This is a genomic window from Streptomyces sp. NPDC002776, from assembly GCF_053592195.1.
Window position 1 is genome coordinate 98,508 of record NZ_JBSFVG010000004.1, and the last position, 13,594, is coordinate 112,101.

Annotated in this window: 14 protein-coding genes; 6 read left to right on the forward strand and 8 right to left on the reverse strand. The window is 71.9% G+C overall.

Annotated elements, in window-relative coordinates; genetic code table 11:
* The first annotated feature begins 66 nt into the window (after window positions 1-66).
* Together ACWD11_RS10285 and ACWD11_RS10290 are read left to right on the forward strand one after the other, a co-directional pair.
* Window positions 67-708, forward strand: coding sequence for an IclR family transcriptional regulator (locus tag ACWD11_RS10285; RefSeq protein ID WP_389415725.1), 642 nt, complete (start codon window positions 67-69; stop codon window positions 706-708).
* Between the two features lie 47 nt (window positions 709-755).
* Entirely contained in the window at window positions 756-1,556 is an 801-nt protein-coding gene (locus ACWD11_RS10290; protein WP_451282408.1) for a S16 family serine protease, read from the forward strand.
* 3 nt (window positions 1,557-1,559) lie between these two features.
* On the opposite strand, the gene ACWD11_RS10295 is transcribed toward ACWD11_RS10290, so the two are convergent.
* From ACWD11_RS10295 to ACWD11_RS10315, 5 genes are read right to left on the reverse strand one after another with little or no spacing between them, the layout of a single operon-like run.
* Window positions 1,560-2,519 (reverse strand): glycine betaine ABC transporter substrate-binding protein, encoded by a 960-nt coding sequence (locus ACWD11_RS10295; RefSeq protein WP_451282410.1) that lies wholly within the window; start codon window positions 2,517-2,519, stop codon window positions 1,560-1,562.
* Window positions 2,516-3,376 carry an ABC transporter permease gene (locus ACWD11_RS10300; RefSeq protein WP_389415729.1) on the reverse strand — a complete coding sequence of 287 codons (861 nt, stop codon included), beginning with the start codon at window positions 3,374-3,376 and terminating at the stop codon, window positions 2,516-2,518. Before ACWD11_RS10300 ends, ACWD11_RS10295 begins: the two co-directional genes overlap by 4 nt.
* Window positions 3,373-4,620, reverse strand: coding sequence for a betaine/proline/choline family ABC transporter ATP-binding protein (locus tag ACWD11_RS10305; protein WP_389415730.1), 1,248 nt, complete (start codon window positions 4,618-4,620; stop codon window positions 3,373-3,375). The genes ACWD11_RS10300 and ACWD11_RS10305 overlap by 4 nt, the downstream gene beginning before the upstream one ends.
* Complete coding sequence (locus tag ACWD11_RS10310) at window positions 4,613-5,260, reverse strand: ABC transporter permease (RefSeq protein WP_389415731.1); 648 nt, start codon at window positions 5,258-5,260, stop codon at window positions 4,613-4,615. The genes ACWD11_RS10305 and ACWD11_RS10310 overlap by 8 nt, the downstream gene beginning before the upstream one ends.
* 24 nt (window positions 5,261-5,284) lie before the next feature.
* Window positions 5,285-5,767 (reverse strand): Lrp/AsnC family transcriptional regulator, encoded by a 483-nt coding sequence (locus ACWD11_RS10315; protein ID WP_389415732.1) that lies wholly within the window; start codon window positions 5,765-5,767, stop codon window positions 5,285-5,287.
* Window positions 5,768-5,891: 124 nt separating this feature from the next.
* Here ACWD11_RS10315 and hppD point away from each other — a divergent pair, with 124 nt between their 5' ends.
* A complete protein-coding gene (gene hppD, locus ACWD11_RS10320; protein ID WP_451282413.1) occupies window positions 5,892-7,037 on the forward strand; it encodes a 4-hydroxyphenylpyruvate dioxygenase in 1,146 nt (381 codons plus the stop codon).
* Here hppD and ACWD11_RS10325 read toward each other — a convergent pair.
* Complete coding sequence (locus ACWD11_RS10325) at window positions 7,034-8,425, reverse strand: tetratricopeptide repeat protein (RefSeq protein ID WP_451282415.1); 1,392 nt, start codon at window positions 8,423-8,425, stop codon at window positions 7,034-7,036. The two genes, hppD and ACWD11_RS10325, sit on opposite strands and share 4 nt — an antisense overlap.
* A gap of 98 nt (window positions 8,426-8,523) precedes the next feature.
* On the opposite strand from ACWD11_RS10325, the gene ACWD11_RS10330 reads away from it, so the two are divergent.
* Window positions 8,524-9,894, forward strand: a complete 1,371-nt coding sequence (locus ACWD11_RS10330; RefSeq protein WP_389415735.1) for an FAD-binding oxidoreductase — start codon at window positions 8,524-8,526, stop codon at window positions 9,892-9,894.
* Between the two features lie 14 nt (window positions 9,895-9,908).
* On the opposite strand, the gene ACWD11_RS10335 is transcribed toward ACWD11_RS10330, so the two are convergent.
* On the reverse strand, window positions 9,909-10,385 hold the full coding sequence (locus tag ACWD11_RS10335) for an SsgA family sporulation/cell division regulator (RefSeq protein WP_451282417.1): 477 nt from the start codon (window positions 10,383-10,385) through the stop codon (window positions 9,909-9,911).
* Window positions 10,386-10,604: 219 nt separating this feature from the next.
* On the opposite strand from ACWD11_RS10335, the gene ACWD11_RS10340 reads away from it, so the two are divergent.
* Window positions 10,605-12,392, forward strand: a complete 1,788-nt coding sequence (locus ACWD11_RS10340) for an RDD family protein (RefSeq protein ID WP_451282419.1) — start codon at window positions 10,605-10,607, stop codon at window positions 12,390-12,392.
* An 89-nt stretch (window positions 12,393-12,481) separates the two neighbouring features.
* Window positions 12,482-13,141, forward strand: coding sequence for an RDD family protein (locus ACWD11_RS10345; RefSeq protein ID WP_451282421.1), 660 nt, complete (start codon window positions 12,482-12,484; stop codon window positions 13,139-13,141).
* 9 nt (window positions 13,142-13,150) lie between these two features.
* Here ACWD11_RS10345 and ACWD11_RS10350 read toward each other — a convergent pair whose 3' ends face one another.
* The gene (locus tag ACWD11_RS10350; RefSeq protein ID WP_389415739.1) at window positions 13,151-13,411 is read right to left on the reverse strand and encodes a hypothetical protein; all 261 of its coding nucleotides are present in this window, start codon (window positions 13,409-13,411) and stop codon (window positions 13,151-13,153) included.
* Between the last annotated feature and the right edge of the window lie 183 nt (window positions 13,412-13,594).

Consider the following 13,594-nt stretch of genomic DNA (forward strand, 5'->3'; position numbering starts at 1 on the left):
CGACGGGACTCGGTGACGCATCTGCCGCGAGGGGGCCGTCGACCTCACCACTAAGGAGTGGGCGTCGTGACCGCGGAGACCTCTCAGACGCTCGACCGGGGACTACGGGTCCTCAAGCTGCTGGCCGACACGGACCACGGGCTGACCGTCACCGAGCTATCCAACAAACTGGGCGTGAACCGGACCGTTGTGTACCGGCTGCTCGCCACGCTGGAGCAGCATGCGCTGATACGCCGGGACCTGGGCGGCCGGGCCCGGGTCGGTCTGGGGGTGCTGCGCCTGGGCCGCCAGGTGCATCCGCTGGTCCGGGAGGCCGCGCTGCCGGCGCTGCGCTCGCTGGCCGAGGACATCGGGGCGACGGCTCACCTGACCCTGGTGGACGGGGCCGAGGCGCTGGCCGTGGCGGTGGTCGAGCCGACCTGGACGGACTACCACGTGGCGTACCGGGCCGGCTTCCGGCATCCGCTGGAGCGCGGGGCCGCAGGCAAGGCGATCCTCGCGGCCCGGCGGCAGTCGCAGGAGGAACCCGGGTACACGCTGACCCACGGCGAGCTGGAGGCCGGCGCGAGCGGGGCCGCGGCGCCGCTGCTGGGGGTGACCGGCGTCGAGGGCAGCGTCGGCGTGGTCATGCTGGCGGACGCGGTACCGGAGCGGGTCGGCCCGCGGGTGGTGGACGCGGCCCGGGAGGTGGCGGAGGCGCTGCGCTGACGCCGCCTGTCGGCCCGAGCCGTACGGCGTCACGTTAGATTGACCCCGTGCTCTCTCGCCTCTCTCGTCTCTCTCGCCCCCGGGCCCTCGCCGTGTGCGCGCTGCCCGTCGTCGGGCTGCTGGCCTCGGCCGCCTTCGCGCCCTTGCCGTTCTCCCTCACACAGCCCGGGATGACGGCGAACGTGCTCGGGGAGAACAAGGGCGAGCCGGTCATCACGATCTCCGGGGCGGCCACCCGGGAGACCAGCGGGCAGCTGCGGATGACGACCATCGAGGCCACCGGCCCCGACACCAGCGTCTCCCTCGCGGACATCCTCGACTCCTGGTTCCGCACCGACCGCGCCGTCATGCCCCGGGACGCGGTCTACCCCAGCGACAAGAGCACCGACGAGATCGAGAAGTACAACACCGAGCAGATGCGTAAGTCCCAGGACGCCGCCGCCGAGGCCGCCCTGAACCACCTCGACCTCGACGCCAGGAAGATCAAGGTCGGCCTGGAACTCGCCGACGTCGGCGGACCCAGCGCCGGCCTCCTCTTCTCCCTCGGCATCGTCGACAAACTGGACGGCGACGGCAGCGGCGGCGATCTCACCGGCGGCCGCAGCATCGCCGGTACGGGCACCATCGACGCCGACGGCAAGGTCGGCGCCGTCGGCGGAGTCGCCCTGAAGACGCAGGCCGCCCGCCGGGACGGCGCGACCGTGTTCCTCGTGCCGAAGGCGGAGTGCTCGGACGCGAAGGCGGAACTCCCCGACGGCCTCCGCCTCATCCCGGTCACCACCCTCCAGGGCACCATCGACTCCCTGATCGCCCTGGAGAAGGGCAAGGGCAACGTGCCGAGCTGCTAGCGCTCAGCCCTCCTTGACGAACCCCTCCTGCACCATCCACTCCAGCGCGACCTCGTGCGGGTCCTCGCCCTCCACGTCCACCTTCGCGTTCAGCTCCCGCGCCACCGAGTTGTTCAGCTTCTTCGTGACGGGGGCCAGGATGTCCGCGATCTCCGGGTACTCCTCCAGCGTCTTCGTGTGGACCATCGGGGCGGCGTTGTAGTGGGGGAAGAACTTCTTGTCGTCCTCCATCACCACCAGGTCCATCGACTTGATGCGGCCGTCGGTGGTGAAGACCTCGCCGAAGGTGCAACTGCCCTTCGCCGCCTGCGTGTAGATGATCCCGGTGTCCATCTGCGTGACGTTCCTCGCCGGGATGTCCATGCCGTACTTCTTCGCCATGCCCGGCAGCCCGTCGTTCCGGTTGGCGAACTGGTTCTCCACGCACAGCGTCACCGCGCCCGGGTCCTTCTTCGCCAGCTCCGCCACGTCCGACAGCGTCTTCGTGCCGTACTTCTCGAAGTTGGCCCGGTTCATCGCCAGGGCGTACGTGTTGTTCAGGGGCGACGGCTCCAGCCACGTCACCCCGTTCTCGCGGTCCGCGTCCCGCACCGCCTCCCACTGCTCCCGCGGATCGGGCAACGGCTCGGCGTTGCCGAGGTAGTTGATCCATCCGGTGCCCGTGTACTCGTAGTCCGCGTCCGCCGCGCCGCTCTTGACCGCCTCCCGCGAGCCGATGGAGCCCTGGATCCCGGTGCGGTCCAGGACGCTGGCGCCGGCCGCCTCGAAGGCGATGCCCATGATCGCGCCCAGGATCAGCTGCTCGCTGAACTCCTTGGAAGTGACCGTCAGATCGGCGCCCTTCAGCGGCTCGCCCCGGCCGATCGAGCCGGGCCGGACGTCGTCGACCATGGGGGAGCCGCTGGTCAGCCCGCAGGCCGACACCAGCGCCCCGGTCAGCAGCAGACACGCGGCCCGTCTCATGTCCCCACCTCCAGTCCACGCGGCCTGAGCAGCAGCTCGGCCAACGAGGCCAGCCAGTCCACCAGCAGGGCCAGGGCCACCGTGAGAATGGAGCCGAGCATCAGCACCGGCATGCGCTGGTTGGTGATGCCGGTGGTGATCAGCACCCCCAGACCACCGCCCCCGCCGAAGGTCGCCAGCGTCGCCGTCCCCACGTTCAGAACGAGGGCCGTGCGGACCCCGGCCAGGATCAGCGGGACCGCCAGCGGCAGCTCCACCCGGGTCAGCACGCCCAGAGGGGACATGCCGATGCCGCGCGCCGCCTCCAGCAGCGTCGGATCGTTCGCCTTCAGGCCCGCGATCGTGTTCGACAGCACGGGCAGGATGGCGTAGAGGGTGATGCCGATCAGGGCCGATGTCGTGCCGGTGCCCAGCCAGATCACCAGCAGGGCGAGCAGGCCGATCGCGGGGGTGGCCTGGCCCATGTTCGCGATGGTCATCGCCACCGGCGTCGCCTTGCGGAACGCCGTGCGGGTCAGCAGGATCCCCAGCGGGATCGCGATGATCAGCACGAAGAAGGTGGAGACCACGGTCAGTTCGATGTGCTGCCACAGCGCCTTGGACACCTGGCCGTCGGCGAGCGCGTTCTCGGAGATCGAGTCCAGGTCCGCCTGCCGGAACCAGAGCCAGGTCGCCAGCAGCACCGCCACCAGCAGCGCCGGCAGGAAGGTCAGCTTCTGCCAGGTCACCCGGTGTGCGGTGACCGCCGGCGGCGGGGGCGCGGCCGGCTCGGCCTCGGCCTCGCCCTCGTCACGGAAGGCGAGCCCCTTGACCTCGTGCTCGCCCTCGGGGCGCTGCTGCTCGGGAGAGGTGGTCACGCCTTCTTCTCCCCTCCGATGCCCTCCTGCTCGGCGTGCGTCTGGGGGGCCCGCGCCGACTCCAGGTCGTGCTGGTGCTCCATCGCCTCCAGCCGGTCCGCCTCCAGCAGTTCGTGCACGGAGTTCATCAGCGTCTCCATGTCCACGACGCCTTCGTACGCGCCGCGCCGCCCGGTGACCGCGACCCGGCCCGCGTTGTCGGTCAGGACCGCCTCCAGGGCGTCGCGCAGCGTGGCGTCCCGGGTGACCGTGTCGTGCACCAGCGTGCCCGCCCGGGCCAGGGAGCCCTTGGCCCGCATCAGATCACCGCGCCGCAGCCACTTGTAGGGCCGGCCGCGCTTGTCGAGCAGCAGGATCTCGTTGGTGCCGCTGGAGCGGAGCTTGTTGAAGATCTCCTGGAGCGGGTCGTCCACGGTCACCGTCGGATAGTCGGTGATCCCCACATCCCGTACGCGGGTCAGGTTCAGCCGCTTCAGCGCCGCCCCGGCGCCGACGAACCCGGAGACGAAGTCGTCGGCCGGGTTGGTGAGGATCGCCTCCGGGGTGTCGAACTGGGCGATGTGCGAGTGCTCGCGCAGCACGGCGATCCGGTCACCGAGCTTGATCGCCTCGTCGAAGTCATGGGTGACGAAGACGATCGTCTTGTGCAGCTCGTGCTGCAACCTGATCAGCTCGTCCTGGAGATGGTCCCGGGTGATCGGGTCGACCGCGCCGAACGGCTCGTCCATCAGCAGGACCGGTGGATCGGCGGCGAGCGCCCGGGCCACGCCCACCCGCTGCTGCTGACCGCCCGAGAGCTGGCGCGGATAGCGGCCGTGGAACTCCCCGGGGTCGAGCCCGACCAGGTCGAGCAGCTCCTCCACCCGGTTCTTGATCCGCCCCTTGGGCCAGCCGACCATCTTCGGCACCAGCGCGATGTTCTGCGCGACCGTCATGTGCGGGAACAGACCGGCCGACTGGATCGCGTAGCCGACCTTCCGGCGCAGCTTCACCGGGTCGATGTCGGTGACGTCCTCGCCGCCGATCCGGATCCGGCCACCGGTCGGTTCGATCAGCCGGTTGATCATCTTGAGTGTCGTGGACTTCCCGCACCCCGACGGACCGACGAAGATGACGATCTCGCCCGCCTGGATCTCCATGTTGACGTTGTCGACGGCCGGGCTCGGATTGCCCGGATACCGCTTCGTCAGGTTCTCCAGCTCGATCGAGGCACCGGACGTACCGGATGTACTGGACTCAGGCACGGATCCCCCTGGGAATGGTCAGCCGTCCGATCAGGACGTACGCGGCGTCGAACAGCAGGGCCAGGACGATGATCCCGAGCGTGCCCGCGAGCACCTGGTTGAGCGCGTTCTTGCTGCCCAGCGAGGCGATGCCGCGGAAGATCTCGTTGCCGAGGCCGGGACCCGAGGCGTAGGCCGCGATCGCCGCGATGCCCATCAGCATCTGCGTCGAGACCCGGATGCCGGTCAGGATCGGCGGCCAGGCCAGCGGCAGCTCGATCCGGGCCAGCCGCATCAGCCGGGACATCCCGATGCCCCTGGCCGCGTCCACCAGGGTGGGATCGACCCCGCGCAGCCCGACGATCGCGTTGCGCACGATCGGCAGCAGCCCGTACAGCGTCAGCGCGATCACCGTGGGCGGGACACCCAGGCCCACGATCGGGATGAGCAGACCGATCATGGCGAGCGACGGAATGGTCAGGATGGTCGAGGTGGTCGTCGTGGCGAGGTTCCCGGCCCATTCGCTGCGATAGGTGACGGCCCCGATCAGCACGCCCAGCGCGGTCGCCACGACCATGCACTGGAACACGGCGCTCGCGTGCTGGTAGGCGTCGGTGAGCAGCTGCTGGTGGCGGGTGCCCAGGTACTCCCAGAAGTTCACACGCTCACCCCAGCCGCTCGACGGTCAGCTCCGCTCCCGGTGGTCCTCCGCCGCCTGCTCCACCAGCGGGATCACCCGCAGCGGCACAGGGTTCTCCATCACGATCGCGGTGGAGGCCCGGACAATCCCATCAAAACCGACAACCCGGTCGATGACCCGTTGCAGATCGGCGTTCGAGCGGGCCACGAGCCGGCACAGCATGTCCCCGCTACCGGTGGTCGTGTGCAGCTCCAGCACCTCCGGAACCGTCGCCAAGTGCGCCCGGACATCGGGCCCTTGGCCCTGGCGGATCTGCAGCGTGGCGAAGGCGGTGACCGGATAGCCGAGCGCCGCCGGGTCGACCTGGGGACCGAAACCACGGATGACTCCGTTCGACTGAAGCCGGTCGAGCCGCGCCTGCACGGTCCCGCGGGCCACGCCCAGCCGCCGGGACATCTCCAGCACCCCGATCCGCGGCTCCCGCGCGAGCAGCACGATGATGCGCCCGTCCAGCCGATCGATCCCCATGGGCCCCTCCCGGCACTGGTCATCCTGTACAGAAAGCCCGCCGAGGCGGACGTAACGCTGCGCACATTGCCCAGCGAATACGCAAACTATTGCGCACCTTGCGAGGTGGGGCCACGCTGCGGCTATGACGCAGACCACAGACCTCACTCCCGACACCGCCCGGCAGGCCGATCCCTTCCCGGTCAAGGGAATGGACGCGGTCGTCTTCGCCGTGGGCAACGCCAAGCAGGCGGCGCACTTCTACTCCACCGCCTTCGGCATGCAGCTGGTCGCCTACTCCGGACCGGAGAACGGCACCCGCGAGACCGCCTCGTACGTCCTGGAGAACGGCTCCGCCCGCTTCGTCCTCACCTCGGTCATCAAGCCCACCACCGACTGGGGCCGCTTCCTCGCCCAGCACGTGGCCGAGCACGGCGACGGCGTCATCGACCTGTCCATCGAGGTCCCGGACGCCCGCGCCGCCTACGCCTACGCCCTGGAGCACGGCGCCCGCTCCGTCACCGAGCCGTACGAGCTGAAGGACGAGCACGGCACGGTCGTCCTCGCCGCCATCGCCACCTACGGCGAGACCCGCCACACCCTCGTCGAGCGCACCGGCTACGACGGCCCGTACCTGCCCGGCTACGCCTCCGCCGCCCCGCTCGTCCAGCCGCCCGCGAAGCGCACCTTCCAGGCGATCGACCACTGCGTCGGCAACGTGGAACTCGGCCGCATGAACGAGTGGGTCGGCTTCTACAACAAGGTCATGGGCTTCACGAACATGAAGGAGTTCGTGGGCGACGACATCGCCACCGAGTACAGCGCGCTGATGTCGAAGGTGGTGGCCGACGGCACGCTCAAGGTCAAGTTCCCGATCAACGAGCCCGCCATCGCCAAGAAGAAGTCGCAGATCGACGAGTACCTGGAGTTCTACGGCGGCGCCGGCGTCCAGCACATCGCGCTGAACACCAACGACATCGTCGCCACCGTCCGCACCATGCGCGCGGCCGGGGTCCAGTTCCTCGACACCCCGGACTCCTACTACGACACCCTCGGCGAGTGGGTCGGCGACACCCGCGTCCCCGTCGAGACCCTGCGCGAGCTGAAGATCCTCGCCGACCGCGACGAGGACGGCTATCTGCTGCAGATCTTCACCAAGCCGGTCCAGGACCGTCCGACCGTCTTCTTCGAGATCATCGAACGCCACGGCTCGATGGGCTTCGGCAAGGGCAACTTCAAGGCCCTCTTCGAGGCGATCGAGCGCGAGCAGGCCAAGCGCGGCAACCTCTAGGGCGCCCCCGGCGCGGGCTCGCCCAGCTCGTCCAGGGCCCGGCGGGCCCGCGCCACGTGCAGCGTCGAGAAGTACGGGTTGATCCGCAGCGCCTCCTGAAGGCGGCGCCGCGCGGGACCGGACCGCTCCAGGTCCTTCTCGATCATCCCGCGGTGGTACGCGTACAGCGCACTGCGCACCCCGCCCCCCTTCGTCCTGTCGGTCGCGATCCGGGCGAACCGCAGCGCCTCCTCGTCCTGTCCGGCCCGGTGCAGCGCCCACCCCAGCGCGTCCGCCACCGCGATCCCGGGCTGCCGCTTCCACTCGGCCCGCAGCCGCCGTACCGCCGCCTGCGGATCCCCGTGGTCCGCCTCGAACCGGCCGAGCACCACCTGCTCGTCGGCCCCGCCCGCGCTCGCCCGGCGCACCTGGTCGCGCAGCACGTCGTACTGCACCCGGGCCGCCTGCCCGAGCCCCAGGGACTCGTACAACTCGCCCAGTTCCAGGGCGTACTCGGGCAGCGGCTGCTTGGCGAGGGCCACCCGGTAGGCGTTCAGCGCGTCGGTGATGCGGCCGAGGGCCGCCAGCGCCCGGCCCTGCCCGGCCTGCGCGGCCCGCTGGTCCGGGTCGAGCCGCACCGCCTCCTGGAAGTGGCGCAGCGCCCCCTCCCGGTCGCCGCGCTCCCAGGCCAGCTGCCCGCCCCGCTCCAGGTACGCGGCCCGCTCGGCCGGCGCCTCGGCGGCCGCCGCCGCGTCGGAGAGGGCGGCCGCGGCGTCCTCGCGCCAGCCGTGGTCCCGGTACACGGCCCCGGCGCGGGCCAGCACCGCGGGCCCGGAGCGCAGCTCCAGCAGGCGGTCCAGGGTCCGCTTCGCCGCCTTGTACTGGCCCGTCCCGGTATAGGCGTCGATCAGCAGCGGATACGTCGTCCACCGCTTCCGGTCCAGCTTCAGCGCGGCCTCGCCCCACGTCCGCGCGGCGGGGAAGTCCCGGCGCGCGTTCGCCAGCGCGGCAAGACCGGCGAGCGCCTCGACATTGCCCTTCGCCCGCACCTTCAGGGAGGTCCGCAGCGCCCGCTCGGCCTTCGGGTAGTACGCCGCATCCGCGGTCCGCCGCCCCTGCTCCACATAGGCGGCCCCGAGCACCGCCCAGGACCGGGCGTCCTTCGGGTGCTCGCGCAGATGGCTCTCCCGCTCACCGATCAGCACCGCCAGGTCGGGCAGCGCGGCCGGGACGCCGGTGGTGACCGCGGCCAGCGCCTGCGCACCCGGCGTCGGCGCGGGCGGCGCACCCGTCCGCGGCGCCCACGGCAGCAGCGTCAGCACCCCGCCCAGCACGGCACACCCCACGGCCGAACCGACCAGCACCCGTCGGCCGGCCCACCGGCGCCGCTCCTGCTGTTGCTTCTCCATGGCGCTCACTGTGCGTCAGTACGACGACCACATTCCCGTACCGAAAGCCCCCCACTGGCGGGGTTCACACCGATGGCCCCCGGTGTCAGGCTGTGATCATGAGCCACGACCTCGTCAACCGTCTGCTCACCGCGCTGCCCGCCGAGGCGGTCCTCACCGACCCCGACATCACGGGCTCCTACGCGCACGACATGGCCAGTTTCTGCCCGGCGGGCGTCCCGGCCGCGGTCGTCCTGCCGCGGACGGTCGAGCAGGTCCAGCACGTCATGCGCACCGCCACCGACCTGCGCGTGCCGGTCGTCCCGCAGGGCGCCCGCACCGGCCTGTCCGGCGCGGCCAACGCCAGCGACGGCTGCATCGTGCTGTCCCTGACCCGGATGGACCGGATCCTGGAGATCAACCCGGTCGACCGCATCGCCGTCGTCGAACCGGGCGTCGTCAACGCCGCCCTGTCCCGCGCGGTCGGCGAACACGGCCTGTACTACCCGCCGGACCCCTCCAGCTGGGAGCAGTGCACGATCGGCGGCAACATCGGCACCGCCTCCGGCGGGCTGTGCTGCGTGAAGTACGGGGTGACGGCCGAGTACGTCCTCGGCCTGGACGTCGTCCTCGCCGACGGACGGCTGATGACCACCGGCCGCCGTACGGCGAAGGGGGTCGCGGGATACGACATGACCCGGCTGTTCGTCGGCTCCGAGGGCTCGCTGGGCATCGTCGTAGGGGCCGTCCTGGCGCTGAAGCCGCAGCCGCCGCGGCAGTTGGTGCTGGCGGCCGAGTTCGGCTCCGCGGCCGAGGCCTGCGACGCGGTGTGCCGGATCATGGCCGGCGGACACGTGCCGTCCCTCCTCGAACTGATGGACCGTACGACCGTCAAGGCCGTCAACGACCTGGCGCACATGGGCCTCCCGGAGACCACCGAGGCCCTCCTCCTCGCCGCCTTCGACACCCCCGACCCGGCGCCCGACCTCGCCGCGGTGGGCGCCCTGTGCGAGGCCGCGGGCGCCACCCAGGTCGTCCCCGCCGAGGACACCGCCGAGTCCGAACTGCTGCTGCAGGCACGGCGGTTGTCCCTCACCGCGCTGGAGGCCGTGCGGGGCGTGACGATGATCGACGACGTGTGCGTGCCGCGGTCCCGGCTCGGCGACATGCTGGCGGGCGTCGACCGGATCGCCGAGAAGTACCAGCTGACCATCGGCGTCGTCGCGCACGCGGGCGACGGCAACACCCATCCCACGGTCTGCTTCGACGCGCAGGACCCCGAGGAGTCCCGGCGCGCCCGCGAGTCCTTCGACGAGATCATGGCCCTCGGCCTGGAACTCGGCGGCACCATCACCGGCGAGCACGGCGTCGGCGTCCTGAAGAAGGAGTGGCTGGCGCGCGAGATCGGCCCGGTGGGGGTGGAGCTGCAGCGGGGCATCAAGCAGGTCTTCGACCCCCTCGGCATCCTGAACCCGGGAAAGCTCTTCTGACCCCCTCCCGGCGCTCACTCCCCGTCCGCGGACTCGTCGCCCGGCCAGGGGTCGCCCAGCCACAGGTCGTCGGCCGGGGTCGGGGCGAGCAGCTCGGCCAGGCCGTCGTCGATGCCGAGCTGCTCGGCCTCCGAGCCCGGCGGGACCACCCGCAGCGTCCGCTCCAGCCAGGCCGACAGCTGCGCGGCCGGGGCCTCCAGCAGGGCGTCCCCGTCGGGTGAACTCAGCGCCATCAGCACGACGCTGCGGCCCTCGACCTTCGTCGGCCACACCCGTACGTCCCCGTGCCCGCAAGGGCGGAACACCCCCTCCACGAGGAGTTCGCGGGCGAAGGTCCAGTGGACGGGGTGGTCGGAGTGGATGTGGAAGGCGATGTGGACGGCGTACGGGTCGTCGCTGCGGTAGCTCAGCCGGGCCGGGACCGGGATGCTGCGCTCGGGCGACAGGACGAGCTTGAGCTCCAGCTCCCGCTCTACCACGGTGGGGTGCATGGCGTCCGGTGTCCTCTCTGGTGACTTCTCGTACGGGTCCTTCAACGGGCCCGTACGAGTGGAGAGAAGGGTGGGCCCGGAGCATTACGCGGGTCAGCGGGACTTTCTTTCCCGTCTCCCGAAAGGGGTGGGTACCGCGGGACTGGCGGTGGGGGTTGCCCGCGTCTGATAGATGTGGAGCCCCCCAAATGACCCCCGAGCAGATACGGGACGACGGACATGAGCGCCCCAACCCCGGCCCCCGGTGACGACAGGCCCCGCGAAGGGTATTACCCGGACCCGTCCATTCCTGGATATGTCCGGTACTGGAACGGTGCCGCGTGGGTACCGGGCACCAGCCGTCCGGCGCCCACGGACGGCGAACCGCTCGCCCCGCCGCCCGGCGCGGCCCCGGCCCCGGTCGAGGAGACGGGCCCGCACTTCTTCGACGAGGACCCGGCCGGTGAACCCGCCCCGGTCCAGGGCCAGTCCCAGCACGGCAGCCGCCCCGAGCCCGCCGTGGCGTGGGGCGCCGACCGCTCCCGTCAGTCCGGCTTCGGCGTCGACCAGGACCGCCGGGTCTCGTGGGGCGCCCCCGACCCGCGCACCCCGGCCCCGGCCGACGGCACCACCCCGAGCACGGACGGCACGGCCACGATCCCGCCGGCCGAGGACGCGGCCTCCAACAACACCTTCGTCTTCCGCCGCCCGACCCCGGGCCCCGCCGCCCACGGCACCCCCGACACGGACCAGGGCACCATGACGTTCCGCGCCGTGTCCCCGCGCACGGGTCGCCAGGACGGAGCGCCCGCGGCACACCAGGGGCGCACACCGGGCTCGGCTCCCGCCCAGGGGGCAAGTGGTGCGGCAGGTACAGCAGACACACCCGACACCGGCACGGCGTCGGCGGGCGCGGCCGGTGCGGGCGGCTTCGGCGCGCGGCCCGGCGGTGGTACGGCGTCGGGGGGTGCGGCGGGTTCGGGCGGTGCCCCGGGGGCTGCGGCGGGTGCGGGCGGCTTCGGCGCGCGGCCCGGCGGTGGTACGGCGTCGGGGGGTGCGGCGGGTTCGGGCGGTGCCCCGGGGGCTGCGGCCGGTGCGGGCGGCTTCGGCGCGCAGTCCGGTGGCGGTGCGGGCTCGGCCGGTGTCGGCGGGTTCGGCGCTCCCGCCGCCCAGGGTCCCGGGTTCGCCGCGGGCAAGGCCGCCGTGGACCGGGCCGCCGCGCAGCAGGCCCAAGTCCCCGCCCCCACGGCCCTCTCCGGCCCGCAGGCGGCCTCGGCGGTTCCCCAGCAGTCGGGCCCGCGGTCCGGCCCGCAGCCCGTGTCCCAGGCCCCTGGCCCGCAGCCCGCGTCTCAGGTCCCCGCCCAAGGCGGTGCTCAGGGCGGCGCCCAGGCCGCGACCCCCGTCACCAGTGGCCCCGGCGGTGGTCAGCCCTCCTGGGCGCAGCAGGTGCACCGGCTCGCCGGAGCGCCCGGCGAGGAGCAGCCCGTCGCGCCCTGGAAGCCGCCGGTCGAGGACATCTTCCAGGCGGCCGCCCGGCGCCAGGCATCCGCGCGGCCCGCCTCCCTCGGCAAGCGGTTCGCCGCCCGGCTGCTCGACACCGTCGTCCTCGCGGCCGTCACCGGCGTGGCCGCCGTACCGCTCGGCCTCAAGGCGATGGACCACGTCGACGAGAAGATCGAGGCGGCCAAGCTCTCCGGCGAGACCGTCACCGTATGGCTGCTGGACGGCACGACGTCGGTGTATCTCGGCATCGTGCTGGCCGTCCTGCTGGTCTTCGGCGCTCTCTACGAGGCGCTGCCCACCGCCAAGTGGGGCCGCACCCTGGGCAAGAAGCTGTTCGGCCTGGAGGTGCGCGACATCGAGGCGCACGAGCCGCCGTCCTTCGGCGGGGCCCTGCGCCGCTGGCTCGTCTACAGCGTCCCCGGACTGCTCGTCATCGGGGTCGTCGGCATCCTGTGGTGCCTGTTCGACAAGCCGTGGCGCCAGTGCTGGCACGACAAGGCCGCGGGTACGTTCGTCGCGGGATGACGGGGTACGGCGACCCCCCGGGGTGATGCCGTACCCCGGACGGCCGCTCGCCGGATGCGCGGGCGCCGGGTTCGCGGTCGACTCGGGCCATGAGCAGCGAACCGCCCCCCGGATCCGGTCAGCAGCCGCCGGAAGACGACCCGTTCAGGAAGCAGCCCCCGGCCGGGGACACCGGTGCGGGCGCCGGCTCGCCCTACGACGCCCCGCCCGGGGGCCAGGGCGGCCAGCCGCCGCCGTACGGCGGGCCCTACGGCGGTGACCCCTACGGCGGCGGCGGTTACCCGGCCGATCCGCTCGCGGGCATGCCCCCGCTCGCCGACAGCGGCAAGCGCACGCTGGCGCGGATCATCGACATGGTGCTGGTGGCCGTCGTGGTCTGGCTGCTCACCTGGGCGTTCCGGGTCAGCGAGCTGGACGTGAACGCGGACGACGTCGACTACGGCAAGTCCCTCGGGCAGTCCCTGATCGCCGCCCTGCTCTACATCGGCTACGACACCTTCATGATCTCCAGGTCCGGGCAGACGCTGGGCAAGAAGTGGCTGGGCCTGCGCGTGGCCAACCTGGACAACGGCTCCACGCCCTCCGTGCAGACCGCGCTGGTCCGCTCGTTGGTGCTGTGGATCCCGTTCGCCTTCTGCTGCGCCTGCGTCTGGACCGCTATCTGCGGCGGCTGGAGCTTCTTCGACAAGCCCTACAAGCAGGGCCTGCACGACAAGGCGGCCAAGACGGTGGTGGTCAGCACCCGCTAGGCCCGAACGTCAGGAAGCGGCGCGCTCGGGTACCGGGGCGGGGGCGGGCGCGCCCTGCGCGGTGACCTGGGCCGGCCTGCGCAGGGCGATCACGCGGGCCTTGGGCGTCGGCACGGTCAGCGCGACCAGCAGCCCGAGGGCGAGTGCCGCGACGGCGATGAGTGCGATGCCCGCACCCGAACTCGTCTGTGACAGCAGCAGCATGGCGAGGGTCGAGAAGAGCACGGTGCACGAACCGTAGGCGAGCTGTGCGGCGGTCGGACGAGGCATGGTCATCGTGTCCTCGGATTCGGGGGTACACGGGGGGTGTGGACCTGGCATTCCGCCAACTTCCGGGCGTTCCGCCAATCGACTCTAATCGCGTGCATGCCCGAGCGGAACGAACAGTAAGCGTGACCTAACCAACAGTACCGGTGCACGGGGGGCGCACGGAGTCATGGCGTCCACCCAGCG

Coding starts and splice junctions, on each gene's coding strand:
- ACWD11_RS10295 (WP_451282410.1), bottom strand. CDS start 2,519: ATGAGACGGGCCGCGTGTCTGCTGCTGACCGGGGCGCTGGTGTCGGCC.
- ACWD11_RS10315 (WP_389415732.1), bottom strand. CDS start 5,767: ATGGGGATCGATCGGCTGGACGGGCGCATCATCGTGCTGCTCGCGCGG.
- hppD (WP_451282413.1), top strand. CDS start 5,892: ATGACGCAGACCACAGACCTCACTCCCGACACCGCCCGGCAGGCCGAT.
- ACWD11_RS10325 (WP_451282415.1), bottom strand. CDS start 8,425: ATGGAGAAGCAACAGCAGGAGCGGCGCCGGTGGGCCGGCCGACGGGTG.
- ACWD11_RS10330 (WP_389415735.1), top strand. CDS start 8,524: ATGAGCCACGACCTCGTCAACCGTCTGCTCACCGCGCTGCCCGCCGAG.
- ACWD11_RS10335 (WP_451282417.1), bottom strand. CDS start 10,385: ATGCACCCCACCGTGGTAGAGCGGGAGCTGGAGCTCAAGCTCGTCCTG.
- ACWD11_RS10340 (WP_451282419.1), top strand. CDS start 10,605: ATGAGCGCCCCAACCCCGGCCCCCGGTGACGACAGGCCCCGCGAAGGG.
- ACWD11_RS10345 (WP_451282421.1), top strand. CDS start 12,482: ATGAGCAGCGAACCGCCCCCCGGATCCGGTCAGCAGCCGCCGGAAGAC.
- ACWD11_RS10350 (WP_389415739.1), bottom strand. CDS start 13,411: ATGCCTCGTCCGACCGCCGCACAGCTCGCCTACGGTTCGTGCACCGTG.